Origin of the sequence: Streptomyces sp. NPDC090032, assembly GCF_044748025.1 — a bacterium.
Classification (GTDB): Bacteria; Actinomycetota; Actinomycetes; order Streptomycetales; family Streptomycetaceae; genus Streptomyces.
In genome coordinates this window covers 146,276-172,298 of the sequence record NZ_JBIVFF010000008.1, presented here as the reverse complement: position 1 = coordinate 172,298, position 26,023 = coordinate 146,276, and the positions used below count along the sequence as shown (strand labels likewise).

23 protein-coding genes and 1 pseudogene are annotated in these 26,023 nt (G+C 71.0%); 18 read left to right on the top strand and 6 right to left on the bottom strand.

From position 1 onward, the window contains the following. Nucleotides 1-311: 311 nt before the first annotated feature. The 3 genes from ACIPWY_RS21680 to ACIPWY_RS21670 form a co-directional block, all read right to left on the bottom strand. The gene (locus tag ACIPWY_RS21680; RefSeq protein WP_389544304.1) at nt 312-806 is read right to left on the bottom strand and encodes a cupin domain-containing protein; all 495 of its coding nucleotides are present in this window, start codon (nt 804-806) and stop codon (nt 312-314) included. 49 nt (nt 807-855) lie between these two features. After that, nucleotides 856-1,227, bottom strand: a complete 372-nt coding sequence (locus tag ACIPWY_RS21675; RefSeq protein WP_401534446.1) for a DUF4267 domain-containing protein — start codon at nt 1,225-1,227, stop codon at nt 856-858. A 174-nt stretch (nt 1,228-1,401) separates the two neighbouring features. Continuing rightward, entirely contained in the window at nt 1,402-2,292 is an 891-nt protein-coding gene (locus tag ACIPWY_RS21670; protein WP_401534649.1) for an NAD(P)-dependent oxidoreductase, read from the bottom strand. Between the two features lie 76 nt (nt 2,293-2,368). Between ACIPWY_RS21670 and ACIPWY_RS21665 the strand changes: the two genes are divergently transcribed. The 12 genes and pseudogenes from ACIPWY_RS21665 to ACIPWY_RS21610 all read left to right on the top strand — a co-directional run bounded on the left by ACIPWY_RS21665 (nt 2,369) and on the right by ACIPWY_RS21610 (nt 14,650). Next, complete coding sequence (locus tag ACIPWY_RS21665) at nt 2,369-2,716, top strand: helix-turn-helix domain-containing protein (RefSeq protein ID WP_362906644.1); 348 nt, start codon at nt 2,369-2,371, stop codon at nt 2,714-2,716. 157 nt (nt 2,717-2,873) lie between these two features. Next, entirely contained in the window at nt 2,874-3,275 is a 402-nt protein-coding gene (locus ACIPWY_RS21660; protein ID WP_362906642.1) for a DUF3662 domain-containing protein, read from the top strand. Between the two features lie 8 nt (nt 3,276-3,283). After that, nucleotides 3,284-3,370, top strand: a pseudogene (locus ACIPWY_RS21655) (fasciclin domain-containing protein); the annotation flags it as partial. Between the two features lie 220 nt (nt 3,371-3,590). Next, the gene (locus ACIPWY_RS21650; RefSeq protein WP_401534443.1) at nt 3,591-4,931 is read left to right on the top strand and encodes an ABC transporter substrate-binding protein; all 1,341 of its coding nucleotides are present in this window, start codon (nt 3,591-3,593) and stop codon (nt 4,929-4,931) included. After that, nucleotides 4,928-5,902: a sugar ABC transporter permease gene (locus ACIPWY_RS21645; protein WP_362906639.1), complete on the top strand. Its 975-nt coding sequence runs from the start codon at nt 4,928-4,930 to the stop codon at nt 5,900-5,902. Before ACIPWY_RS21650 ends, ACIPWY_RS21645 begins: the two co-directional genes overlap by 4 nt. A 30-nt stretch (nt 5,903-5,932) precedes the next feature. After that, the gene (locus tag ACIPWY_RS21640) at nt 5,933-6,745 is read left to right on the top strand and encodes a carbohydrate ABC transporter permease (protein ID WP_362906637.1); all 813 of its coding nucleotides are present in this window, start codon (nt 5,933-5,935) and stop codon (nt 6,743-6,745) included. Nucleotides 6,746-6,781: 36 nt separating this feature from the next. Further along, on the top strand, nt 6,782-9,961 hold the full coding sequence (locus tag ACIPWY_RS21635; protein ID WP_401534441.1) for a glycoside hydrolase family 38 C-terminal domain-containing protein: 3,180 nt from the start codon (nt 6,782-6,784) through the stop codon (nt 9,959-9,961). A 44-nt stretch (nt 9,962-10,005) separates the two neighbouring features. Next, nucleotides 10,006-11,694, top strand: coding sequence for a class I mannose-6-phosphate isomerase (locus ACIPWY_RS21630; RefSeq protein WP_401534439.1), 1,689 nt, complete (start codon nt 10,006-10,008; stop codon nt 11,692-11,694). Continuing rightward, nucleotides 11,691-12,599: an ROK family protein gene (locus ACIPWY_RS21625; protein WP_362906632.1), complete on the top strand. Its 909-nt coding sequence runs from the start codon at nt 11,691-11,693 to the stop codon at nt 12,597-12,599. Before ACIPWY_RS21630 ends, ACIPWY_RS21625 begins: the two co-directional genes overlap by 4 nt. Nucleotides 12,600-12,619: 20 nt before the next feature. Beyond that, nucleotides 12,620-13,663: a LacI family DNA-binding transcriptional regulator gene (locus ACIPWY_RS21620; RefSeq protein WP_401534436.1), complete on the top strand. Its 1,044-nt coding sequence runs from the start codon at nt 12,620-12,622 to the stop codon at nt 13,661-13,663. Nucleotides 13,664-13,766: 103 nt separating this feature from the next. Next, a complete protein-coding gene (locus tag ACIPWY_RS21615) occupies nt 13,767-13,967 on the top strand; it encodes a hypothetical protein (protein ID WP_401534434.1) in 201 nt (66 codons plus the stop codon). Between the two features lie 32 nt (nt 13,968-13,999). Beyond that, on the top strand, nt 14,000-14,650 hold the full coding sequence (locus tag ACIPWY_RS21610; RefSeq protein WP_401534432.1) for a DUF6226 family protein: 651 nt from the start codon (nt 14,000-14,002) through the stop codon (nt 14,648-14,650). Nucleotides 14,651-14,722: 72 nt separating this feature from the next. On the opposite strand, the gene ACIPWY_RS21605 is transcribed toward ACIPWY_RS21610, so the two are convergent. Next, the gene (locus ACIPWY_RS21605; protein ID WP_401534430.1) at nt 14,723-15,493 is read right to left on the bottom strand and encodes a class I SAM-dependent methyltransferase; all 771 of its coding nucleotides are present in this window, start codon (nt 15,491-15,493) and stop codon (nt 14,723-14,725) included. A 244-nt stretch (nt 15,494-15,737) separates the two neighbouring features. Here ACIPWY_RS21605 and ACIPWY_RS21600 point away from each other — a divergent pair, with 244 nt between their 5' ends. After that, nucleotides 15,738-17,894: an MMPL family transporter gene (locus ACIPWY_RS21600; protein ID WP_401534428.1), complete on the top strand. Its 2,157-nt coding sequence runs from the start codon at nt 15,738-15,740 to the stop codon at nt 17,892-17,894. Nucleotides 17,895-18,119: 225 nt separating this feature from the next. Here the strand turns inward: ACIPWY_RS21600 and ACIPWY_RS21595 are convergent, their stop codons facing one another. Continuing rightward, the gene (locus tag ACIPWY_RS21595; RefSeq protein WP_362906621.1) at nt 18,120-18,779 is read right to left on the bottom strand and encodes a YceI family protein; all 660 of its coding nucleotides are present in this window, start codon (nt 18,777-18,779) and stop codon (nt 18,120-18,122) included. A 256-nt stretch (nt 18,780-19,035) separates the two neighbouring features. Here ACIPWY_RS21595 and ACIPWY_RS21590 point away from each other — a divergent pair, with 256 nt between their 5' ends. Continuing rightward, nucleotides 19,036-20,481 carry a glyceraldehyde-3-phosphate dehydrogenase gene (locus ACIPWY_RS21590; RefSeq protein WP_401534425.1) on the top strand — a complete coding sequence of 482 codons (1,446 nt, stop codon included), beginning with the start codon at nt 19,036-19,038 and terminating at the stop codon, nt 20,479-20,481. 75 nt (nt 20,482-20,556) lie between these two features. Here ACIPWY_RS21590 and ACIPWY_RS21585 read toward each other — a convergent pair whose 3' ends face one another. After that, complete coding sequence (locus tag ACIPWY_RS21585) at nt 20,557-22,056, bottom strand: aminopeptidase P family protein (RefSeq protein ID WP_393702666.1); 1,500 nt, start codon at nt 22,054-22,056, stop codon at nt 20,557-20,559. A gap of 71 nt (nt 22,057-22,127) precedes the next feature. Here ACIPWY_RS21585 and ACIPWY_RS21580 point away from each other — a divergent pair, with 71 nt between their 5' ends. The 4 genes from ACIPWY_RS21580 to ACIPWY_RS21565 are packed head-to-tail and all read left to right on the top strand — an operon-like array spanning nt 22,128 to nt 26,002. Next, complete coding sequence (locus tag ACIPWY_RS21580) at nt 22,128-23,294, top strand: NAD(P)/FAD-dependent oxidoreductase (protein ID WP_401534423.1); 1,167 nt, start codon at nt 22,128-22,130, stop codon at nt 23,292-23,294. Next, complete coding sequence (locus ACIPWY_RS21575) at nt 23,291-23,623, top strand: (2Fe-2S)-binding protein (protein WP_401534421.1); 333 nt, start codon at nt 23,291-23,293, stop codon at nt 23,621-23,623. Before ACIPWY_RS21580 ends, ACIPWY_RS21575 begins: the two co-directional genes overlap by 4 nt. Further along, nucleotides 23,620-25,056 carry an FAD-dependent oxidoreductase gene (locus ACIPWY_RS21570; protein WP_401534418.1) on the top strand — a complete coding sequence of 479 codons (1,437 nt, stop codon included), beginning with the start codon at nt 23,620-23,622 and terminating at the stop codon, nt 25,054-25,056. Before ACIPWY_RS21575 ends, ACIPWY_RS21570 begins: the two co-directional genes overlap by 4 nt. 49 nt (nt 25,057-25,105) lie before the next feature. Further along, on the top strand, nt 25,106-26,002 hold the full coding sequence (locus ACIPWY_RS21565; protein WP_393702658.1) for a dihydrodipicolinate synthase family protein: 897 nt from the start codon (nt 25,106-25,108) through the stop codon (nt 26,000-26,002). Nucleotides 26,003-26,023: the final 21 nt, after the last annotated feature.

The window sequence follows — 26,023 nt, the reverse complement described above, 5'->3', positions numbered from 1 at the left end:
ACTCTCGCCCGGCACAGTAGCGTTCGACCTCGTCCAGCGCGCTCCGGGTGATGCGCGCGAGCTCGCCGTCGGCGCTTGCCCTCCAGCATCGCCCGCGCGTGTTCGGCAGCCGGCGCGGGCCGGTTCCGGGCCGGTGAGATCAGCGCGAGCTGGTGGTCGGTGTACGCGCGGGTCGAGTGCTCGCCCTGAACGACGCAGGAAGTGCGGAGCCACGTGGCCTGCGCTGATGTGATCTCGAGGTGGCCGAGTCCCGTGCAAGCGCGGCGACGGCGTCGGATGACTCCGCCGAGGATGCGGCGGTGCCTGGCGGTTCAGGCGCGAGCGGCGGTCCAGGTCTCGCTCTGCAGGAAGTACGTGTCGTACAGCTCCTGAACGTCCAGCAGGCTCTCCGGCGGGACCTTGCCGTAGGCGATCTGTTCGAGATGACGGAAGTACCCGAAGCGCTCGACCCCCGGAGTGATCACGATGAGGATGTCCGCGCTCTCGCCGGGAGCGGCGGCGAAGGCATGCGGCACGTTCGGCGGGACCACGACGAGGTCACCGCGGCCGGCCGTGACGATCTGGTCACCGGAGAGGAGCTGGGCCGTGCCGTCCAGCAGGTAGAAGAGCTCGGCGGAGTTGCCGTGGCGGTGAGGGTTGGCGCCGTTCGCGCCCTCGGCGAGGGTGACCCGCTGCGTGGACAGCGCGCCGCCGGTGGCGCTGCTGTCCGCCAGCAGGCGAATGGTGGTCGGCGCACGCCCGATGACCTCTGCTTCGGCCTCACGCACGACATGGGACCGATCGAAGTCCGGGTGGATGAGGGACATGTGCTCGCCTCCTGGGCGCTGTGGAGTGGCGGCGGTTGTGCGGCGAGGATCAGGCTGCGAAGAGAAGGGCGGCGGAGACCAGGACGACGACCGCCGTGGCAAAGTGGATGCCGAAGGCCACGGCTTTCGTGCCACCGTTACGGAGGACGATCACCGTGTCTCCCAGCGGGGTCAGCGCGATCACCGACATGAACCAGGCCGCGGCGTCGGCGTTCGAGAACGCCAGCAGCGCGAGCCCGAGAAGGCCCGAGACGAGATCGCGCAGACCTTTGACGCTCAGATACGCGGAGTCGCCGTTCTCCTTGGCCGGCACGCCGTAGCCGGCGGCGGCGGCCCGGGGCTGGAAGAGGAACCGGAGGCCGATGAAGACGACGAAGAGGTTGAGCACCACGGCCAAGCCGTACGCGAGCGGTGTGAGCACGTCCATCTCCCTGCGGCCTGCACCGAATGGTGTCCTCGGACGAGGACGCTGCCTCAGGATGCAGCTCGGGCACAGGGCGAACAACCCCTGACTGAAAAGGAATTGATGACCTCTCAGTCATCGGGCGACGCTGCCGTGCCCGCTGCGAACGCGGTGCGAACGCCGTGCGAATCATCACTCGTTTCTGAGCAGGCCGACTGTGCCCGCCAGACCCTCGTCGCCGTGGCCCTGGGCCACCCTCTGGTGCATCAGCTCCATATAGGGGGTGAGAAGCCGTGCGTCGACGGACTGGTCCTGCGCCGTGGCCAGGAGCGTGTCGTTGGCCGCCGTCATCATGGCGAGGCTGGAGGTGACACCCTCGGTGAAGTTGTCGCTGCTCAGTTGGGCGGCGATGCCGTGCGCGGCTCCGGACATCGCGCCGAGCCATTCCGCGAGCAGGGTGGCGAATCGGGCCTGGTCGAGGTCCTTCTCGGGACCCATCAAGGCGAAGGCGTGGGTGATACCCGCGAACATGCCGGTCATCGCGCTGAGCAAGGCGATGTCGTGCAGTGCCGCGTGGCCGGGGTCCTCGCCCACGAACTTCGCGCCGGCCGGCGCCTCCAGTGCCGCGCGGTGGCGTGCGAACAGAGCGTGGTCGCCGCTGTAGAGGATGTAGCCGCCCGTCTCCGGCCGACCGATCATCGGGGGGACGGCCATGATCCCGCCGTCGAGGAGACGAGCCCCGCGCTCCTCGGCCCAGTGTGCGCGCTGCCGGGCATGGGCGGGGGTGTTCGTGGTCAGGTTGACCACGTCCTTGCCGTTCAGGTCGGTGCCGTCCAAAGCCTCGTCCACGGAGGCGTCGTCCAGCAGGCAAAGGACGACGGGACCGGTTGCCGAAGCTACCGCCTCGGCCGCGGTGGCCACCGTCCGGGCACCCTCGCGTGCCAGTGGTCCGGCCTTTTCCGGGGTGCGGTTCCAGATGGTCAGGGGGTGTCCCGCGGCCAGCCAGGCGCGGGCGAGCGCGGTGCCCATGTCGCCGAGACCAAGGAGCGTGACGGGTGCCTTGGGAGTGCTGTGGGTGTCCATGCCGATCAGGCTCGTGTACGCCCGGACCGTGATCAAGTACGCACTCTTTAGTGGGTGGTTACCCTAAAGTGAGTGGATGACCAGGCGGGACGAGTACGTGTGCGGCATCGACGCAGCGATCGACGTGGTCGGCGGTAAGTGGAAGGTGCTCATCCTGTGGGCGCTGAGGGAATGTCCTTGCCGGTTCGGTGAGTTGAGGCGTGGCATTCCCGGAGTGACCGAGAAGGTCCTCGCCTCTCATCTGCGGGAGTTGGAGGCCGATGGCATCGTCTTCCGGGAGGAGGCATCGGAGGGGGCGGTACGCCGCGTCACCTACTCCCTCACCCCGCTTGGTGCGTCCCTGAATGAGGCTCTGGGCCCCCTGGGCGCCTGGGGCAGGGAGCACCTTCTCGGTGGGCGGAGCGCACACCACGAAGTGCTTTGACCGCGTGCGTCGACCGGTCGAGAAGGGGCACCGGGCCATGCGACGGCGTTCTGCGGCGTTGTGGCATGTGTGATCCGGCTGGAGGTTGCCTCGAGGCACCCGCACTGTCACTCGGATGGGCGGGCGTGTGCCTCGAGCAGACGGGCAGCCGACCGTCATGGAGCCCTTCACAACCGCCGAACTTGTCATGGAGCGATGGACCAACACCTTGTGGGGCAAGCTGTTTCGTCCGAAGGAGAGGCCCGGGGAGGTCGTCGAGTTGCTCCGCCGCGAGTGCGACGACAACGCCCTGATCGTGGGTCGTCAGAGGGTGGTGGTGCCCAATGCCTTCGTCATCGGTCTGGCGCCGGAGATCCACCACAAGTTGATGACGCACACGCTGGCGGTCGAGCCGGATCTGGTGAATCAGGTGCGCCGGCACGCGGCCGAGAAGGGGTACACCTTCGCCGGGCCGGTGGGCGTGGAACTCATTCCTGCACCGCACGAGCCGACGGTGCGGTTTCGTGTCAGCAGCCGTATTGCGCCGGTCGAACGGCGGCCCAGGTCCGGTACCGGGTGATCGCCTTGGACGCCTTGGACGTGGTCTGCGGCGACGTCAGGACGGCCAACACCAACGTCTACATCATCGACACGGTCCTCATGCCGAAGATGTGACACCCGCAGTCCCAGCGGTGACGAGGGGCCGGCCGTACGCGGTCGGCCCCTCGCGTCATCGGTGCCCCGGCCGATCCCTGCTCACGGAGGCTGGGCCGCTGGAACGCTTCACGTATTCACCGCGTCGCGGCCATTGACATCCACCCGGCACTGCGGCCAAGCTCCCCGCAGTGAGTGTTAACGATAACACGATCTTGAACATGCCTGAGGGAGCCGCCCCATGACAGGCCGTCACCCACCGCTCGGTCGCATACGCACCTCCGCCCTTTCCGCCCTCCCCAGCCGCCGCACCGTGCTGCGCACGGTGGCGGCCGGCACCTTCGCCACCGCCGCGGCGCCGCTCGTCTCCGCGTGCGGCACCGCGGCCGGGCAGCCGCCCGGCAAGGTGGCTGTGCACGGGGACAACCCGACCTGGGCCGCCCCGCTGAAGGCGGCGGGCGCGGCGATGCGCTCGGTCGCCGGACTCGAACTCGTCCCCGAGGTCATCCCGTCCCTGGAATCCTTCGAACAGGTCGTCAAGTCCTCGCTGCGCACCAGTGAGACGCCGGACATGCTCAAATACTGGTCCGGTTACCGCCTCCAGGACCTGGCCCGCACCGGCGGCATCGTCGACCTCTCGGACCACTGGGCGAGCGCGGTCCGCAAGGGGTGGGCCGACCCCTCGCTGCGCTCCGCGTTCACCTACCAGGGGCGCGTCTACGGCCTCCCGATGAACCTGGCCTACTGGGTCTTCTACTACAACCCCGAGGTCTTCCGGTCCAACGGCCTGAAAAAACCGCGGACATGGGACGACTTCCTGCACGCCGCCGACCGCCTCAAGCACGCCGGCATCACCCCACTGCACGGCACCACCGCCGGCCGGTGGCCCGCCTTCATCTGGTTCCAGGAGATCCTCAGCCGCCAGGACCCCCAGTTCTACGACGACCTCATGAACGGCCGGGCCCGGTACACCGACGCGCCGACGCAGCGGGCGATGCGCACCATCGTGTCCTTCTTCGACAAGGACTGGTTCACGTCGATGGACATGGACCACACCATGGCCGCCGCGGGCCTCGTCCACGGCAAGGTCGGGATGGTGCCCTGCGGCACCTGGCTCGGATCCGTCCTGGCGGGCGCCGGGGGCAAGCCCGGCAAGAACGTCGACGCATTCGTGCTGCCCATGCAGAACACCCGCGTACGCCCCGCCGTGATCTTCGAGTCCAGCGCCCTCGTCTGCACGGTCAAGGGACCCGACCGCGAGGAGGCCTACCGCGCCGCCGGAGCCTGGACGCATCCGAAGGTGATGAAGGCGTTCTCGCACACGCTGCAGGACGGCTGTCCCAACCCGGCCGTGCCACCGGCCGACGCGATCATCGACGGCGTGGCGACGACCGCGCGGGAGACGAAGGCGCGCAAGCTCAACCGCTTCTGGGAGCTGGGGCCGCCCGAACTGGTCGAGTCCACGGTCGACGACCTGGCCGGCTTCCTGATCGACCCGTCCTCGTACCGCAAGGTGCTGCGGACCATGCAGGGCCGCGCCGACGAGGCGTGGCAGGTATGGAAGGAGGCGGAAGGCTCATGACGGACGCCGTGCGCGCGATACCCGCAGCAGAGTCGGCCGAGGTGGTGCGGCCACGTCGCCGCATCCCCACCCGCACGCCCCACCAGGCGGCCACCGCGGCGCGTGGCCGGATGGGCGGCCCGCTGACCGGCGTCCCGTGGGCGCTGCCCGCGTTGCTGCTCGTCGGGGTGCTGCTCATCTACCCGTTCCTGCGCAGCATCTACGGCAGCCTCTTCGAGGACAACGGCTTCACCAGCCACTACACGGGCCTCGACAACTACACCCGGCTTGCCGACGACCCGATCTTCGGCCGGTCGCTGCTCAACACCGTGATGTGGGTGGCGGGCACGCTCCTGCTGCCCGTCCTGGCCGGACTCGCCATCGCCGTGGCCACGCACCGGATGCGTCTGGGGCGCGTCGCGCAGCTGGTCGTCGTGCTGCCGTACGCGATCTCGGGCGCCGCCACCGCCGTGCTGTGGAAGTTCATCCTCACCTCGGAGGGCTCGCTCAACCAGGTGCTCAACGCCCTCGGTCTGGGCTCGCTCGCACACCCCTGGCTGCTCGAATGGCCGCAGAACACCCTCTCCATGATCGTGGCCAGCACCTGGCAGGCCACCGGCCTGAACGTCGTCCTGTTCGCCATCGGCCTGCGTGCCATCCCGCGCGAGACCGTCGAGGCTGCCGAGCTGGACGGCGCGACCGGCTGGCGGATGTTCCGCCACATCACGCTGCCCCAACTGCGGTCCGTGAGCGTGGTGGTGATCGGCATGGCCATCGTCAACAGCCTCAAGGCCTTCGACATGATCTGGGTGCTCACCCAGGGCGGACCTGCCCGCTCCTCCGAGACCCTGGCGCTGACCATGTACCGCGAAGCCTTCCGCCTCTTCCACGTCGGTTACGGCTCCGCCATCGCCCTCGTCCTGTCCGTCATCGTCGTCGCCTCCTCCTGGATGTACCTGCGCCGGCAGATGCCCGAGACGTCCCCGCGCTGACCCGAGCCGCCCGACAAGGAGTGACATCCCGTGGGAAGGATCTTCCGCAACATCTTCGTCGCCGGCACCGTGGTGCTCTGGCTGATCCCCGTGTACCTGCTGGTGGTGAACGCGCTGACGCCGGTCACCTCCTATGCGGGCAAGCCGGACTGGACGCCGCAGGGCTTCGCGCTCTGGGACAACCTCGCCACCGCCTGGAGCGAGGCGGGCATCGGCGACAGCTTCCTCAACTCGCTGCTGTACGCGGTGGTGTGCGGCGCCGTCGCCGTGCTCGTCGCCGCCATGGCCGCCTTCGCCGTCGTGGTGCTGCCCGTCCCGAAGCCCGCGTTCTGGTTCTGGCTCATCTACTCGGGGACCCTCTTCCCGCTGCAGATGTTCCTCGCGCCGCTGTTCGGCATGTACGCCGACGGCAACCTCTACGACACCCGGCTCGGCCTGATGCTCGTGTACGTGGCGTGGGCCGTCCCGTTCGCGTTCTTCCTCGTCCGCAACCAGATGACCACGATGCCGCCGGAGGTCACCGAGGCGGCCATGATCGACGGTGCCTCGTTCCGGCGGATCTTCTGGCGCATCCACGTGCCGCTGATGGGCTCCAGCCTGGCGGCCGCGTTCATCTTCCAGTTCACCGCCGTGTGGAACGACCTGCTGTTCGGCATCACGCTCAGCCGCAGCCCCGACATCCAGCCGGTGATGGCCGCCCTCACCACGCTCAACAACGCGTACGCCTCCTCGGGCCCGCCCGTCATCCTGGCCGGCGCGCTGATCGTCTCCCTGCCCACCCTCGTCGTCTTCCTCGTGTTCCGCGGCCTGTTCCTGCGCGGCGTCACCGCCAGCACCCGCTGAAGTCCCCCACCCTCACCCCGACTTGGAGATCTCCGCATGACCACACGGGCCCTCGTCCGTACCACCGACTGGGACAACGACCGTATCCGCGAGAGTCTGCGCGGCTCCGTCGTCAGCGCGGAAGGCACCCTGGGCGGCAGCGCCCTGCGCCTGACCGCAGAGCCGCTGATGCGCCGGGCCGAAGGCGGCGGGCTGCTGCAGTCGCTGCGGGTGGAGGCGGTGAACGGCACCCCGATACCGGCCGAACTCGCCGTACGCGCCGAGTCGGGTGCGCCGCTGACAGCCGAGCGCGTCGCCGGGCCGAACGGCTCGGTCCGCCTGCTGGTGCCCGTCGTCGACACGGCGCAGCGGGTCACCCTCGCGCTGCCGGAAGGGGACGGCGGCAGCGGCATCGAGGTGACGCTCACTCCGCAACGCCAGTGGACCATCCACCTGGTGCACCACTCGCACCTCGACATCGGCTACACCGACCCGCAGGGCCGCGTCCTCGCCGAACACCTCTCCTTCCTCGACTCGTGCCTGGAGCTGACCCGGGCCACCGATGACTGGGCGCCCGAGTCGCAATTCCGTTGGTGCGTCGAGTCGTTGTGGTCGTTCCAGCAGTGGGCCGCCGCCCGCCCGGCGGAGCAGGTGGCGGAGTTCGTACGGCGGGTGCGCGAGGGACGTATCGAGCTCACCGCGATGCCGTTCAACCTGCACACCGAGACCTGCTCCACCGACGAGCTGCACGAACTGCTGCGCCTGGCCCACCAGGTGAGGGACCAGCACGGGGTCGACATCACCTCGGCCATGCAGACAGACGTGCCCGGATCCGTCGTCGGACTGGTCGACGCGCTCAGCGCGGCAGGCGTCAAATACCTTTCCGTGGCACACAATTGGGCCGGACGTTCGGTGCCGCACCTGGTCGGCGGCGAGAAGCTGCCCCGCCTCTTCCGCTGGCAGGCGCCCAGCGGCAACAGCGTGCTCGTCTGGGTCACCGACACCCCGCACGGCCTCGCCTACATGGAGGGCCCGCTGCTCGGCTTCGACACCGACTACTCGTCCGTCGACGACCTGCTGCCCGCCTACCTCACCTCGCTGGCCACCAACCCGTACCCGTACGAGGGCGGCGTCTTCGGCTGGGCGATGGACCAGGAGGAGATCAAGCGCGAGCCCTACCCGTGGGACGTCCTGCACCTGCGCGTCCAGGGCAAGTTCGGCGACAACGCGCCGCCGCGCCGGATCATCGCCGAGACCGTACGCCGCTGGAACGAGACCTGGACCTACCCGCAGCTGCGCCTGTCGCGCAACGAGGACTTCTTCACCGACGCCGAGGCCAGGCTCGGCGATCAGATCCAGACCTTCGACGGCGACTGGACCGACTGGTGGGTCGACGGCGTCGGCTCCGGCGCCCACCCGCTGTCGATGGCCCGCACCGCGCAGGCCGTCGTCGCCGACGCGCAGACGCTCGGCACCTTCGCGGGCGTCCTCGACGCCACCGGAGCGGCGGACGACACACGTGACGCGGCCGGTGTCTACGAGGCTGTGTCGCTCTTCGACGAACACACTTGGGGCGCGGGCGACCCGTGGACGCACGGACACGACCACGGCCACTCCGGTGAGCAGCAGTGGCACTGGAAGTACGGGCAGGCCCTGCGCGCCCGCGACGACGGGCAGTCGCTGCTCGACCGGGCGAGCGCCCGCCTCGGCCAGCGTCTGGCCCGCCCCGCCGGCACCGCCGCCTCCTATCACGTGGTCAACACCTGCTCCTGGCCGCGCACCGACGTCACCGAGGTCTTCCTCCCGGAGTCCAGCGCCCCGCTGGAGCAGGCCGTGGCCGTCCACGACGCCCGCACCGGCGAACGGCTGCCCCACGAGGAGCGCCCGCAGACCAACGAGAACCACCGCGACGCCGGCCGGTTCCTGCTCGTACGCGTCGACGACGTACCGCCCGCAGGCTCCGTACGGATCGACGTGCGCGCGATCGACACAGCGGGCGACGCCTCCGAGGAGACGGCCACCGTCAAGGCTGCCACCGGCTGGAACCCCACCGGCGGCACCGAGCGCGAGGACCCGGCCACCAGCGCCGCGGCAGCCCACGCGCTGTCCGACCCGCTGCTCCTGGAGAACGAGCACCTCGCCGTCCGCGTCGACCTCGCCCGCGCCTGCATCACCTCTGTCGTCGACAAGGCGACCGGCCGCGAACTGGTCCGCGCCGACGCCATCACCGGCTTCAACGGCTACATCCACGACAAGTACACGACGGCGGGCGGCTTCAACCACAACTCCAGCCGCACCACCGCGTCCGACCGGCTCGAACACCTCGGCAAGCGCTCTGTCGCCCCGCCCGCCGCGCTCATCGCCCGCCACTCCACGGCCACCGCCGAAACACTCACGTACGAGACCCGGCCGCCGGGCGCCAACCGCGTGCGCACCACCCTCACGCTCCGGCACGGCGTCGGCCGACTCGACATCGAGAACCAGGTCGACAAGGACGCCACGCTCGGCAAGGAGAGCGCCTACTTCGCCTTCCCCTTCGCCTTCGAGACGCCCACCGTACGGATGGAGGCGTCGGGCGGCGTGACCGGCACCGGGCTGCCGGTGGTGCCCGGCTCGGCCCTGCACATGCGCGCCGTGCGCCGCTGGATCTCCCTGCAGGAGGGCGACCTCGCCGTCGCGTGGGCCACGCAGGACGCGCCGCTGGTCCAGTTCGGCAACATCGCGCTGCCGTACGCGCCGTTCCCCAAGTCCATGGGCCACGACGAACCGGCCACCGTGTACTCCTGGATCCACAACAACCTCTGGGACACCAACTTCCCCAGCGAGCAGGCCTTCGAGTTCACCTTCCGGTACTCCCTCTCCTGTGCCACGGGCGCCGACGTCGCGGGCCTCGGCCCGCGCACCGCGGCCGGCACCTCACGACTCCTGCACGCCGTGCGCGCCCGCGGGCCGGTGTCCGCCGGGGCCCCGGACCGGCTCGGCTTCGCGACGGTCGGCGACCCGCGCGTACGGCTCGTCGGCGCCACCACCCCCGACGCGGACGGAGCCGTCCTGCTGCGCCTGCAGTCCTTCGCCGAAGAGCGTGTCGCCTGCCCCGTGCGCGCCCTCTTCCCCGTCTCGGAGGCCCATCTCGCCGACTACCACGGCCGCACCGGGGACGAACTGTCCCTCCAGGACGGCGAGGTCACCGTCGACCTGCCCGCCCTCGGCACCGCCGCGGTGCTCTTCCGCCGCTGAGACCGTACGCGCCCACGCGTACCCCGATGTGTGAAGGAGACTTCGTGTACCGGCTCGACCCGCGTTACGCCCCGGCCCCGCAGGCCGTTCTGACCGTCGGCTGGCAGGCAGCGGCAGCTCAACTCCCCTCGGAACCAGCGGTGTTGGCAGTTGAGGGCCCGCCGACCGTGGACTGGGACGCGCTCGCCGAGCACCTTCGGCGCGCGCTCACGGCCACCCCGGTGACGCTGCTCGACGTACGCGGCTACTACGCACCGCCCGCCGAGATCCGCACCCGGACCGAGCGGCCCGAGGACGAGGAGGACCCCTACTTCCGCAAACTCGCCGACAACCCGCTCGGCGACCTCTTCGACACGCTTCCCGCGGCGGCGCGACCGGACGAGGGGCTCCTCGTCGTCTACGGCCCCGGCGCCGCGCTCGTCGACCACGACCTGCTCTGGTACGCCGACCTGCCCAAGCGGTATGCGGAGGCCGCCGCGGTCGCGGGCACGGCCGGGACGAACCTCGGCCTGCCGGGCGAGAAGCCCGACCTGCGACGGCTGTTCTACGCGGACTGGCCGATGCTCGACCGCCACCGCGACGCGCTCGCGCCGCGGCTCGACGGCTGGCTCGACCTCCAGGACCCCGATCGCCCGGTGTGGCTCGACGGCCCCGGCCTGCGGGCCACGTACGCCGCCCTCGCCCGGCGGCCCGTGCGCACCCGTCCGTACTTCAACTCCACTCCCTGGGGCGGGCATTGGGCCCAGCGCACGCTCGGCTTCGGCCCCGATGCCCGCAACACCGCACTCGGCTACGAGCTGATCGCACCCGAGGCCGGAATCCTGGTCGGCACCGGACCCCGGGCGCAGGCCGAGGTGCCGTTCCAGCTCATGTGCGTCCTGGAGCCGCAGAGCGTCCTCGGTGCGGAGGTGCACGCGCGCTTCGGCACGTCGTTCCCCCTGCGCTTCGACTACCTCGACACCGTCGGCGGGGGCAACCTCTCGGTGCACTGCCACCCCAAGGAGCCGTACATGCGCGAGCGGTTCGGCTGGCCGTACACCCAGCACGAGACGTACTACATGACGCTCGGCGGCCCCGGCGCGAAGGTGTTCCTCGGACTGCGCGAGGACGCGGACGTCGACGTCTTCCGCGAGCGGGTGCGGCAGGCCGCGACCGAGGGCACACCCATGAATCCCGAGGACCACGTCCGCGCCTTCCCCGCCGAGCAGGGCCAGTTGTTCATGATCCCCGCGGGCACACCGCACGCCAGCGGGGCAGGCAACCTCGTCCTGGAGATCAGTGCCACGCCGTACCTGTACAGCCTGCGGTTCTACGACTGGCTGCGGCCCGACGCCGACGGCAACCCGCGCCCGCTGCCCTACGAACACGGCTTCGCCAACCTGGAGACCGGGCGGCGCGGCGCCGCGGTCGCCCGCGACCTGGTGCAGCAGCCGCGCACCGTGCGCGAGGGAACGGGCTGGCGCGAAGAGGTCATCGGCGCACTCGACGAGATGTTCTACGAGGTGAGGAGGTACGTCCTCGACGCCGGGGCGGAGGCCGACGACGACACCGCGGGACGGTTCCACATCCTGAACGTGGTCGAGGGCGACGGCGTGACCGTGCACACCGCGGCGGGCGACCGCCACGAACTGGCGTACGCGGAGACGCTGACCGTACCGGCCGCCGTGGGCGGCTACCGGCTGCGCGCGGCGGACGGGGGACCGGTCCGGGTCGTGAAAGCCCTCGTCCGGTGATACCGGTCATCGAGGTCGGAGGCACGCATGTCACCGCGGCCCTCGTCGACCCGGCCGACGGCCGCGTGGCCGGCCGCATCCACCGGCCGCTCGATCCGGAGGGTGGCGCCGGGGACATCCTCGGCGCCATCCGGCGCTGCGCCGACCGCCTCGACGCCGCGGAGGGCACGCGGTGGGGTGTGGCGGTGCCGGGTCCCTTCGACTACGCGCGGGGCATCGCGCTCTATGCGGGCGTCGGCAAGTTCGAGGCCCTGTACGGAACGAACGTGCGCGCGGTACTGCTCGCACAGCTGCGGCGGCGGCCGGATGACGTCGTCTTCCTCAACGACGCCCACGCCTTCTTGATGGGGGAGTGGTCCGTGGGCGCCGCGCGTGGCCACGGCCGCGCCGTCGGCATCACCCTCGGCACGGGTGTCGGCTCGGCCTTCCTCGCCGACGGCAGGATCGTCGACAAGGGGCCGGGTGTGCCGCCCGAGGGGCGCATGGATCTGACCGAGGCCGACGGCGCACCCTTGGAGGAGTCCGTGTCCCGCCGGGCCATCCTCGCCCGGTTCGGTGAGCCGTCCGCCGACGTCCGCGACATCGCCGAGCTGGCCAGGGCGGGCGGTCGGCGGGCCCGGCGCGTCCTGGACGACGCCTTCGTTACCCTCGGCGCCGCCCTCGGACCGCGGCTCACCGCCTTCGGAGCGACGACCGTGGTCGTCGGCGGCTCGATGGCCCGCTCCTGGGACCTGGTCGCCCCCGCGCTGCGGGCGGGACTCACGGACGGCGGCTGGGCGCCGGACGCCGCCTCGGATGACAGCCCCCGACGTCTCGCGCGGCATACTCGTGCGGTGCAACCCGCGGGCCTCGCCTCGGACGCCGCACTGATCGGCGCGGCCCGCGCCGTTGCCGTCCGCGACTGACGATGGGGGAGACGGCGAGCATGTCCGACACCCGCGGGGCGAAGGACCCGCATCCGACGCTGCGCGACGTCGCGCAGCAGGCGCAGGTGAGCGCCATGACCGTGTCACGCGTGCTGCGCGACGACCCGAGAGTGCTGCCCGCCACCGCCGCGCGGGTGCGCGCCGCCGCCGCCGAACTCGGCTACCGCCGCAACGAGATGGCGCGCAGTCTGCGCCTGGGCAGCGGTACCGGACTCGTCGGGCTCGTCGTCACCAACCTGGCCAACCCCTTCTACTCGCGGCTCGCCCTCGGCGTCGACGCGGTCGTGGCCCAGCACGGTCTGAAGACCGTCATCGGCAACACGGGCCACGACGTGGACAGCGAACGCGGCCTCGTGGCGGACCTCGTCGCCCGCCGCGTCGACGGCATCATCGTCGTCCCCGCCGCCGACGACCAGCGGCACCTGGCAGCCGCCGCGGCGGGCGGCGTGCCCGTCGTGGTGGCCAGCCGGCCGCCGAACGGCTTCGCCGCCGACTGCGTCCTGGTGGACGACTACGGCGGTGCCCGTACGGTGACCCGGCACCTGCTCGACGCGGGGCATCGCCGGATCGGCTTCGTCGGCTCCCCGCCGGCCGTCTACACCGCCGCCGAGAGGTTGCGCGGCTTCACCGACGCACTCGCGGACGCGGGCCTGAAGCCTGAACCGGACCACGTACGGCTGGGCCCGCAGGAGACAGAGGAGGCAGGTCGGGCCGCCGCCGAGCTGCTGGACCTGCGGCAGCCTCCGACGGCGCTGTTCTGCTCCAACAACCGCAACACCATCGGTGCCTTCCGCGCGATCCGCGGCGCGGGCACGGACACCGCACTCGCCGGGTTCGACGACTTCGAGCTCGCCGACGTGCTCGGGCTGCCGCTGACCATCGCGGCGTACGACAGCGACGAACTCGGCAGGGAGGCAGGCCGGTTGCTCGTCGGCCGGCTCGGTGAGGGACCGGCCGACAGCGGTTCCGCCAGCGGCCCGCCCGCCCGGCGCGTCGTCGTCCCCACGTCACTCGTCCACTACGGCACACCGGGACCGGTATGAGTGCGCCGGACGTGGCGGAGCGACGTGCAACGCCTGGCGCAACGACCGAGATCGGAAGCCAGACGATCTTCAGCGTCGTCGACCACCTGTCGCCGACCTGGAAATGATCGGCGGCACCCGCGCCGTCTTCCCCGACGACCGGTCGTGCGCCGACCTGGACCAGGCGCTGGAGTGCATCCCCGAACAGCTGGCCGCGGGCTTCACCTCCTTCTGCATCAAGCCCTCGCAGTTCACCGACGACCCGAAGGGCGTCGGGGCCTTCTGCCGTGACGTGATGCGCCGCGTGGAGTCGCCCGCGGGGTGATCGTGATGATCGCGGCACCGTAGGGTGCCGGTATGGATCAGCTGATACTCCGTCGAGCGGTCGACGAGGAGTTTGCCGTCACCGGGGCGGACACTCCGCCCTGGCCTGATCCGCATCCCGATGGTGAGGTGCGGGACGCGGAATACTCGCGGTGTCTGGACCCGGGCAAGTACCGCATTCTCGCCGCCCGCGCCGAGGCCTGGATGCGGGCGCTCACCCGGCTCGAACTGGGCCGGGCGGAGCCGGTCGCCGATCCGGTGGCGATCTGGCGGCGGGAGCCCGGCGTGACCGTCGGCGGCGCGGTCCGCGTGCGACCGGTGCGCGCCGGTGCCGTCCCTCTCGTGTTCGGGTTCTCCGCCATCGACCAGGTCCCCAAGACGGTTCTCGTGCTGGGCGCGGGCGATCCCGCGGTGGCGCTGGAGACGGCTCCGGACTGTGGGTGCGATGCCTGTGCCGACGGTTCCGCGAGCCTGCTCGAGATGGTTGACGACACGGTGCTTGCCGTGGTCACGGGCTCGTTCGTGCATGTCGACGCCGGGCGGGGCGGGGAGATCGTAGGTGTGGGGGACAGCTGGTCGGCGAGGGACTGGGATGCCGACCGGCCGTCCGTCGAGGAGGCGCTCGCCGCGGCGCGGGCCGGGCGGTCCCCGCATGCTGTTGTGCGCGGTTCGGCCTGGGGGTGACGGGCGGCGCACGGGGAGCTCCGGGGTGATGCTCGGGTGCGCCCGGATCTCGTGCTCACCCCATGGCTGCGGTCACGGGGTGCTCCGCAGGAGGACGAGCGATCCGTCGTAGGTGGGTCGGCTGCGGAGGTGGCCGAAGGCTTCGTCCCAGGCACCCGAGCCCAGGGCGCGGCGCAGCGAGATGTCGAAGTCCTGGCGGGCGCGGTCGTCGATGAAGCTCCAGGCCGAACAGGCTTGTCGGGCGGCCGGGTTCAGGAGGAGTTCGGGGCGCCCGTAGTACGCCTCGTTGAAGCCGTCGGTGCAGTCCAGCGGGATGGGAATGTACTGGACCGTGGTGGTGCCGCCGAGCGCGGCAGTGAGCCGGTGCAGGGGCGGGTAGCGGCGGGCCTCGGTGTCGAGGACGTCGGGGGCGTACTCGTAGAGCCAGAAGTCGCGTACACGTGCCGGGTCGCAGGTCAGTACGGCGACCGGGCCGCGGGTGACGCGTCGAAGCTCGCGCAGCCCGGCCTCGACGTCGGTCCACTGGTGGACGCTGAAGAGACTCATCGCCGCGTCGAACTGCTCATCGGCGAACGGAAGGTCTTCGGCGACGGCGTCGATGGCCGTGGCGAGCTGGGCAGGGCGCTGGGCGCGCATGGCCAGGGAGGGCTCCACCGCCGTGATCGTGCGCGCCGCGGTCTCGTAGGAGCCGGTTCCCGCACCGACGTTGAGGACGGTGCGCGCGTCACCGATGGCCTCGGCGATGACGCGGGCGATGCGTTCGTCGGGGCGGCGGTAGTGGGCGTATCCGGTGCCGACGGTGCCGTAGTCGACATCTCCGGCGCTGCCGTCGTGGGTGCGCATGACCATGGGACCTCGCCTTGTGGGCCTGGGCCGGGGCGGTGACGTCCGCCTCCCGAACAACAACAATTCATATCTTGCATCTGCCAGGGGAGATCTCATAACCCGCTGGTTGATGCTTGGCTGATTGGCCGATAGGCATGGCATGTGCGTTGTTCGTTTTGGAGGATGCGCTGGCGTGTGGCGAGGCTCGACGGGGCTGTGCCCGGCCTAGACTCGCGCACTCGATGGCTAGTGGGAGGCCGGAATGCGACGGTGGGCCGAGTTCGTTCTGCGGCATCGCAGGGCGGTCGTGGCGTTCTGGGGACTGGTACTGATCACGGGCGTGCTGCTGGTCGGCCGGACCACGCATCGGCTGACGACCGACTTCTCACTGCCGGGCCAGCCGGGCACGGTGACGGCGCAGCGGATCGAGCAGTCCTTCGGCAGCGGCGGCGACACCGGTCCGTACCTGGTCTCGGTCACGCTGCCGGCCGGACGGACGGTCACCGGCAGCGAGGCCGATGTCGGCCGGGTGTTCACGGCGGTCGGGGATGCGGTCCCCGGCGGGCGGGTGATCGATGAGGCGAACACCGGTGACAAGGCCTTCCGGACGAAGGACGACCGCACCGCGTACGCGCTGGTCTTCTACCGGTTCGACCCGTCATCGAGACAGCAGATGCTGACCGATCCGATCCACTCGGCCGCGGAGAAGGTCATGCCGGCCGGCGCGTCGGTCGGAGTGACGGGCCAGGACGTGCTGGCTTCGGGGGGCGATGACGGCGGTGGTCCCGGGGTGCTCGGGGAAACGGTCCTCGGCGCTGTCGGCGCCCTCGCCGTGCTCGCCTTCGTGTTCGCCTCCTTCCTCGCGCTGCTGCCGCTGGTGGTGGCCGCGGTGTCGATCCTCGCCACCTTCGTCATGCTGCTGCCGCTCACGTACGTGGCCCACGTGTCGTTCATCGTGCAGTTCCTGGTCGCCCTCATCGGCCTCGGCGTGGCGATCGACTACTCGCTGCTGTTCGTCACCCGCTGGCGCGAGGAGCGCGACCGCGGCCGGAACAATCACGACGCGGTCGTGGTCGCGATGCAACGGGCCGGGCGTGCGGTGGTGTTCAGCGGTGTGACGGTGGCCATCGGCCTGCTCGCCCTGGTCGTCCTGCCGGTCCCGTTCATGCGCAGCATGGGGTACGGCGGTGCGCTCATCCCGCTGGCCGGCGTCATGACGACGCTCACCCTGACGCCGGCGATCCTGAGCAGTGTCGGGCCACGGGTCGACCGGCCCAGGATCCGCCACGAGAACCGGGCGAGCCGCACCTGGAGCCGGTGGACGGCCGCCGTGGTGCGGCGCCGCTGGATCGCGGCGGGCGCCGCGCTGGCCGCCCTTGCGGCGCTGGCCGGTGTCTTCCTCGGGATCAGGATCGGCCTCGCGTCCTCCGCGTCACTGGCCAGGAGCGGGCCGGGGTACACGACGCTGACCACGCTGAAGCGCGGCGGTGTCCCGACCGGCGCGCTGACTCCGATGGAGGTCCTGGTCAGCGCCGGCCGGGCACGACCGGTGGCCGACCGGCTGGCCGAAGTCGACGGTGTGAGCGGGGCGTTCGTACCCTCCGGGCCGGCCGGCAACCGGGCCGGAACGAGCATCGTCGTGGTCGTCCCGGACGGTGAGACGGTGAACTCCAAGAGCGTCGACGTGGTCAAACGGGTCAAGAGCGTCAGCGAGAACCTTCCCGGGGTCATCGGTGTCGCCGGCATCGGTGCCGCGCAGATCGACTTCCTGCACGCCGTCTACGGCAGCTTCCCGCTGATGCTCACGATCATCGCGCTGCTCACCTACGTGCTGCTCGCCCGCGCCTTCCGCTCCCTGCTGCTGCCGCTCAAGGCGGTGCTGCTCAACCTGATCTCGCTCGCGGCGACGCTCGGGCTGATGGTGCTCTTCTGGCAGGTCGGTCGCGGCTCCGACGCGGTCTTCGGTATCGCGGCCACCGGGGCCATCACCTTCTGGATCCCCATCATGATCTTCGCGTTCCTGTTCGGACTGTCGATGGACTACGAGGTGTTCATCCTGTCCCGCATCCGCGAGGAGTACGACGCCGGGCGCTCGACCGATGCCGCCGTGATCGAGGGCGTCGGCCGCACGGGCCGGCTCGTCACCAGCGCCGCCCTCATCCTCTTCCTCGCCTTCGCCGCGCTCGCCTCCGGCCCCGGCACCGACCTCAAGATCCTGGCCACCGGCCTCGGACTGGGCATCCTCCTGGACGCAACTGTGGTACGGATGCTGCTCGTTCCCTCCCTCGTGTCCCTGTTCGGCCCCTGGAACTGGTACCTGCCGAACTGGGCGGCCCGCCCGCTCCGTGTCCCGCCGTCCTACCCGCACCCGGAGCGGGAGGAGCCCGAGCCGAGGGCGGCCGTGGGCGAGGCGTACTGAGCGACTCCGTGCCGTCCGCCGCAGCGATCGCCGCTGCGGCCGACGGCACGGCGTGTGCCGGGAATCAAGGAGTGCAGCTCTGACGGGGACTGGGGCTGGGCGGCGGCTCGGGCTTCGGCGATTCGGGGCACGACTCCTCATCGGGCTCGACGGGAGTGACCGCTGCCCATGGTGGGCCGTGGGGCGACCCGGTCGTCGCCCCCGTCACCGTCGCCCCGCCGGGCGCTACGCCAGAGGCGTCGCCCGGATCGCGGAGATGTCGAACTGAAGCCGGACCTTCTCGCTCACCATGGTGCCGCCCGCCTCCAGGCGCTGGTTGTACACCAGACCCCACTGCGTGCGGTCGATGCTGGTGGTGCCGTCGAAGCCGGCCCGTTCGAAGCCGAAGGGATCGAGGACCGAACCGAGGTAGTCGAGTTGCAGCTCGACGGGCCGGGTGACCCCTCGGATGGTCAGGTCGCCCGCCATGCGGAAGGTCTCCCCGCCGTCGTGGACCGTGGAGGTGCTGCGGAACACCATCTCCGGGAAGCGGCGCGCGTCGAAGAAGTCGGCGCCGATGAGGTGCGCGTCCCGCTGCTCCACTCCCGTGTCGACGCTGGCGACCTGGATGACGAGTTCGGCCCGCGACTCGGAGGGCCGGGCGCCGTCGAAGTGCAGCTTGCTCTCGTACTCGGCGAACGCGCCGCGCACCGTCGTGACCATCGCGTGCCGCACGGAGAATCCGATGCGGCTGTGCGGGCGGTCGATCGTCCACTCTCCGGTAAGTGCGCGAAGCGCCGGGTCGAGCGTGGGCCTGGGTGCCGGAGTCCCCGGGAAGGGCGTGCTGGGGCCGACAGCCGGCGTCGGCTCGAGGGTCGCGGTGTGGCGACGGCTGAAGATACCCACGATGTCGTCCTCTCCTTCGAATCTGATCACTACGTGTTATCACGGGCCGGTAGTTGCTCCGGAGCGAGATGGGAGGGCTCGTCCGGGTTCTGCTCAGCTGCCTGCAAAGTTGCACAACATCGGCACGGATGTGGAGGCACGGTCGGGTGGCCCGGCGTCACCCACAGTCAGGGGATCAAGCTCGGGGGGACCGTTTGAACGATCAAAATGGCGGCGGGTTAGCATATGAGCGCCGCCTAGCTCGAAAGATAAACCTGTGACTGTCAAAGACGACTCGTTCACCAACTGGAAGAACCGCGAGGAGATCGCGGAGTCGATGATCCCGGTCATCGGGAAGATGCACAGGGAGCGCGACGTCACCGTCCTGCTCCACAGCCGCTCCTTGGTGAACAAGTCGGTGGTGAGCATCCTCAAGACCCACCGGTTCGCCCGCCAGATCGCCGGTGTGGAGCTGTCGGTCACCGAGACGATGCCGTTCCTGGAGGCGCTCGCCGCGCTGGACCTCGGCCCGTCGCAGATCGACATCGGCCTGCTCGCCGAGGCGTACCGGACCGACGACCGCGGTCTGTCGGTGGCGGAGTTCACCGCCGAGGCCGTCTCCGGCGCCACGGGTGAGAACAAGATCGAGCGCCGCCAGGCGCGTGACGTCGTCCTCTACGGCTTCGGCCGCATCGGCCGCCTCGTCGCCCGCCTGCTCATCGAGAAGGCCGGCTCCGGCAACGGTCTGCGCCTGCGCGCCGTCGTCGTCCGCGGCGGCGGCGACCAGGATCTCGTCAAGCGGGCCTCGCTGCTGCGCCGTGACTCGATCCACGGCCAGTTCAACGGCACGATCACGGTCGACGAGGTGAACAGCACGATCGTCGCCAACGGCAACGAGATCAAGGTGATCTACGCCAACGACCCGTCCGAGGTCGACTACACGGCGTACGGCATCAACGACGCCATCCTGATCGACAACACCGGCAAGTGGCGCGACCGCGAGGGTCTTTCGAAGCACCTCCGCCCCGGCATCGAGAAGGTCGTCCTGACCGCTCCGGGCAAGGGCGACGTCCCGAACATCGTGCACGGCGTCAACCACGACATGATCAAGCCGGACGAGCAGATCCTGTCCTGCGCGTCCTGCACCACCAACGCGATCGTCCCGCCGCTGAAGGCGATGGAGGACGAGTACGGCGTGCTGCGCGGCCACGTGGAGACCGTCCACTCGTTCACCAACGACCAGAACCTGCTGGACAATTACCACAAGGCCGACCGCCGTGGCCGCTCCGCGCCGCTCAACATGGTCATCACCGAGACCGGCGCCGCCTCCGCCGTCGCCAAGGCGCTGCCCGATCTGAAGGCGCCGATCACCGGCAGCTCGATCCGCGTCCCCGTCCCGGACGTCTCGATCGCGATCCTCAGCCTGCGCCTCGGCCGCGAGACCACCCGCGAGGAAGTCCTCGACTACCTCCGCGACGTCTCGCTGAACTCGCCGCTCAAGCGACAGATCGACTTCACCACCGCCCCCGACGCCGTCTCCATGGACTTCGTCGGCTCGCGCCACTCCTCCATCGTGGACGCCGGTGCCACGAAGGTCGACGGCGACAACGCGATCCTCTACCTGTGGTACGACAACGAGTTCGGCTACTCGTGCCAGGTCATCCGCGTCGTCCAGCACGTCTCCGGTGTGGAGTACCCGACCTACCCGGTTCCGACGGCGTAAGCCTCGACAGCCCGAAGGGGCCCGGCCGTTCCGACGGCCGGGCCCCTTCGGGCTGTTGTCGCAGCGTCGTGGCCTCTACCGCTCACCCGCGAGCGTGCGCATCCACGCCTCGACCTCGTCCGCCGACCGGGGCAGGCCCGCCGACAGGTTCTCCGTGCCGTCGGCCGTGACCAGGATGTCGTCCTCGATCCGCACGCCGATGCCCCGGTACTCCTCCGGGACCGACAGGTCGTCCGGCTGGAAGTAGAGGCCGGGCTCGACCGTCAGGCACATGCCGGGCTCCAGCGGTCCGCCCACGTACGCCTCCGTGCGCGCGGCCGCGCAGTCGTGGACGTCGAGGCCGAGCATGTGGCCGGTGCCCGCCATCGTGAAGCGCCGCTGGAGACCGAGCTGGAAGACCCGCTCAGGGTCGCCCTCCAGCAGGCCCCACTCGACGAGCTTGCCCGCCATGCAGCGCTGAGCCGCGTCGTGGAAGTCGCGGTAGGCCGCACCCGGCTTCACGGCGGCGATGCCCGCCTCCTGGGCCTCGTACACCGCGTCGTAGATCTTGCGCTGGAGCGGTGTGAACGTGCCGTTGATCGGGAGTGTGCGGGTCACGTCCGCGGTGTAGAGGGTGTGCGTCTCCACGCCCGCGTCGAGGAGCAGGAGTTCGCCGGGGCGCACGGGGCCGTCGTTCTGCTCCCAGTGCATGATCGTGGCGTGCTCGCCGGCCGCGCAGATCGAGCCGTAGCCGAGGGCGTTGCCCTCCAGGCGGGCGCGGCGGAAGAAAGTGCCCTCGATCCAGCGCTCCGAGGTGGCGATCGCCGTCGCCAACTCCCGTACGACATCGGTGAATCCGCGCACCGTGGAGTCGACGGCCTTGCGTAGCTCGCCGATCTCCCACTCGTCCTTGACCAGGCGCAGGTCGGACAGCGCCTCCTCGAGACCGGCGTCGCGCTCCTCCTCCGTCGTCACGGCGGCCTCCAGCGCCGGGTCGTGACCGCGGACGACGCGGGTCGGCACCTCGGGCGCGGCCGACAGCTCGGCGGTGGCGTCGCGGATGTCACGGCAGGGCAGGCCGAGGACCAGTTCCGACTCGGCGAGGCTGCGGCGCCGGCCCATCCACAGCTCGGACGTCATGCCGGTCCAGAACTCGTCGGTGTCCCGGCTGTCGCGGGGGAGCAGGTAGAGGTGGACGTCGTGGCCGCCGCCGGTGCGCGGCTCGAACACGATGGCACTGTCGCGCGCCTGATCGCCCGTCAGGTGCACATACGCCGAGTAGGGGCGGAAGGGGTAGTAGCTGTCGTTCGAGCGGATCTTGAGGTTGCCGGACGGGATCACCAGCCGCTCGCCCGGGAACAGGGAGGACAGGGCGGCGCGGCGGCGTGCGGCGTGCGGTGCCTGCTCGTCCTGCGACAGGTCGCGCTGCTCGGTGTCGGCCCAGCCCGTCCGCATCAGGGCGGAGAGCTCGTCCGAGAGGCCTTCGTAGAGGCCGTTCTTACGTCCCCCGGACCGAGGGTGGGCCTCGGGCTGAGACGTGGGCTGTGACCTGGCGTCGGAGGAGGACAAAGTGCACCCTTCTGGTGTTTTCTGCATTGGTTTCGACTGGCCTGTCCGTCAGCCTAGTGCTCCTTGGCGAGTCTGGGAACATGTGACATAGTACAGCCGTGACTACGCGGCTGACCTGCGATGTTGTAGTGGTCGGCGCCGGAATGGTGGGCGCGGCCTGCGCTCTCTACGCGGCGCGGGCGGGGCATTCCGTCGTCCTGGTGGACCGCGGCCCCGTGGCCGGCGGCACCACCGGTTCGGGCGAGGGGAACCTGCTCGTCTCCGACAAGGAACCCGGCCCCGAGCTCGACCTCGCCCTGCTCTCCGCCCGGCTGTGGTCCGAGCTCGCCGCCGAACCCGGCGTGGCCGAGGCCGTCGAGTTCGAGGCCAAGGGCGGTGTCGTCGTGGCGTCGTCCGCCGAAGGGCTGGCGGCACTGGAGAGGTTCGCCGTGCGGCAGCGCGACGCCGGTGTCGACGCGCGCGCCGTCACAGCCGACGAGCTGTACGCACTCGAACCGGAACTCGCCCCCGGAATGCCGGGCGGCGTCCACTATCCGCAGGACGCCCAGGTGATGCCCACACTGGCCGCCGCCCACCTCGTACGCCTTGCGCGCGCGGCGGGGGCCCGGCTGCTGACCGGTGCGCCCGTCACCGCGGTGCTCCGGGGCGCGGACGGAGCCGTACGAGGTGTCCGGACCGGCCGGGGCGAGATCCACGCCCCCGCCGTCGTGAACGCGGCTGGCACCTGGGGCGGTGAGCTGGCCGCCCTCGCCGGCGTCCACCTGCCGGTGCTGCCGCGGCGCGGCTTCGTCCTCGTCACCGAGCCGCTGCCGCGCCTGGTCCGGCACAAGGTGTACGCCGCCGACTACGTGGCCGATGTCGCGAGCGACTCCGCGGCGCTGCAGACCTCGCCGGTCGTCGAGGGCACCGCGGCCGGCCCCGTGCTGATCGGCGCGAGCCGCGAACGCGTCGGCTTCGACGCCACGTTCTCGCTGCCCGTCGTGCGGTCCCTCGCGGCGGGGGCGGCGCGGCTGTTCCCCTTCCTGGAGAACGTCCGCGTGATGCGGTCCTACCTGGGCTTCCGTCCCTACATGCCCGATCATCTGCCGGCGATCGGGCCGGACGCGCGCGTACCCGGGCTCTTCCACGCGTGCGGGCACGAGGGCGCCGGCATCGGACTCGCCGCGGGGACCGGGCACTTGATCGCCCAGGCGCTGGGCGGCGCAGGGCCGGATCCCGCGCTCGTGCCGTTCCGCCCGGACCGGTTCCCCGAGGAGGCGTCGTGAACAGCAAGCGCACACCACTGGATCTCGTCAGGGCCGAGCCGGGTCCCGCGCACACCGTCACCTTCGACGGCGCGCGGATCGCGGTGCTGCCCGGGCAGACCGTCGCAGCGGCGCTGTGGTCGGCGGGCGTCACCGCCTGGCGCACCACACGCGGCACGGGCGAGGCGCGGGGGGTCTTCTGCGGCATCGGCGTCTGCTTCGACTGCCTGGTCACCGTCAACGGCCGTCCCAACCAACGGGCTTGTCTCGTACCGGCGGAAGCGGGCGACGACATCCGCACGCAGCACGGGACCGGTCACGACAAGGTGTCGGAGGGGGAGGGGCGATGAGTCGTAGCCCCGGCAGAGGCAGCGATGAAGGAGTGCCGCCCACGCTCGCGGTGATCGGGGCCGGACCCGCCGGGCTCGCCGCCGCACTCGCCGCGGCCGTCCGCGGGAGCAGTGTGACGCTGATCGACGCGGGCGCGCGGGCGGGCGGCCAGTTCTACCGCCAGCCCGCCGAGGAACTCGGCGCACGACACCCGCAGGCGCTGCACCACCAGTGGCGGACCTGGGAGCGCCTGCGGGACGGACTGGCCGCGCAGGTCACGGCGAGCCGCATCACTCATCTGACGGAGCATCATGTGTGGTGCGTGGAACGGCTCGACGATGACTCCGGCTTCCTCGTGCACGCCCTCCTCGGCCCCGCGCAGGAAGAGTCGTCCACGGTGCGCGCGGACGCCGTGATCCTGGCGACCGGCGCCTACGAGAAGGTGCTGCCCTTCCCGGGCTGGACCCTGCCGGGCGTGCTCACGGCGGGCGGCGCGCAGGCCATGCTCAAAGGTGGGCTCGTGCTCCAGGGGCGCACGGCCGTGGTGGCGGGCACGGGGCCGCTGCTGCTGCCCGTCGCCGCCGGGCTGGCCGCGGCCGGTGCGGAAGTCGCCGCACTGGTCGAGTCCGCCGGGCCGAAGGACGTCGCCCGGCGCGCCCGTACGTTCTCCGCCCACCCGGGCAAGCTCGCCGAAGGTGCCGGGTACGCCGCCGAACTGATGCGCCGCCGCGTGCGGTTGAAGCCCCGGCACACCGTCGTGGAAGCGCACGGCGACGGCGCGCTCGAAGCCGTCACCATCGCCGCGCTCGACCGCGACGGGCGAGTCGCGCCGGGCTCCGAGCAGGTCATCGCCTGCGACACACTCGCCGTCGGCCACGGCCTCCTGCCGCACACCGACCTCGCCGAGACCCTCGGCTGCCGCCTCGAAGGGACCGCCGTGGCCGTGGACGACGAGCAGCGCACGGACGTCCACGGGGTATGGGCCGCGGGCGAGGCCACCGGCGTGGGCGGCGCCGCCCTCTCGCTCGCCGAGGGGCACATCGCGGGCTGCTCCGCCGCGGCACGCCTCGCGGCTCGCGAACCCGACCCGCGTACGTGGGCGGCGGCCACCAAGTCCCGTACGCAGGAACGGGAGTTCAGTGCCTGCCTCGACGCCGTCTTCGTGCCGCGTGCGCACTGGGCCGAGCAGGTCACCGGCGACACCGTCGTGTGCCGCTGCGAGGAAGTGACGGCCTCGTCGGTCCGTGAGGCGGTCGGTGAACTCGGGGCCACGGACGTGCGCACCGTGAAACTGCTGACCCGAGCCGGAATGGGCTGGTGTCAGGGCCGCATGTGCGGACCGGCGGTCGCCGGACTCGCGGGATGCGAACTGCTGCCGTCCAAAAGGCCGTTCGCCCGCCCAGTACCCCTCGGAGCACTCGCCCGCGCGGGGGAGGACCCGCCCGACGAGTGACGCGCGCCCACCCACTGCACCGTCGTACGCCACGAAGGAGAAACAGCCCATGACCACGTCCGAGCGCAGCCCCTGGCACGGTGTTCTCGTAGCCACGCCGCTCCCGCTGAACGACGACCTGACCGTCAACTACGCCCGATACGCCGAGCATTGCGCCTGGCTCGTCGAGAACGGCTGCGACGGCGTCGTGCCCAACGGATCCCTCGGGGAGTACCAGGTGCTCACGCCGCAGGAGCGCGCGAAGGTCGTCGAGACCGCCGTCGCCGCCGTCGGCGGGGAGCGCGTGATGCCCGGCGTGGCCGCCTACGGATCAGGCGAGGCCTGCCGCTGGGCCGAGCAGGCCAAGGACGCCGGCTGCGCCTCCGTGATGCTGCTCCCGCCCAACGCCTACCGCGCCGACGAGCGTTCCGTCCTCGCCCACTACGAGGCGGTGGCCGCGGTGGGCCTGCCCGTCGTCGCGTACAACAACCCCATCGACACCAAGGTCGACCTGGTGCCCGAGCTCCTCGCCAAGCTGCACCGCGAGGGGTTCGTCCGCGGGGTCAAGGAGTTCTCGGGAGACGTCCGGCGGGCCTACCGCATCGCCGAACTCGCCCCGGAACTAGACCTGTTGATCGGCGCCGACGACGTCCTGCTCGAACTCGCCCTGGCCGGCGCCAAGGGCTGGATCGCCGGCTACCCGAACATGCTGCCCGCCACGTCCGTCGAGCTGTACCGCGCCGCCGTGTCCGGTGACCTCGCCACCGCGACCGACCTCTACCGCCGACTCCACCCGCTCCTGCGCTGGGACTCACGGCCGGAGTTCGTCCAGGCCATCAAGCTGTCCATGGACATCGTCGGCCGCCACGGAGGCCCCTGCCGCCCGCCGCGCATGCCGCTCGCGCCGGACCAGGAGAAGGCGGTGCGCGCCGCCACCGAACAGGCGGTCGCAGCCGGACTCGTCTGACCACCCGCCCGCACTCACCCC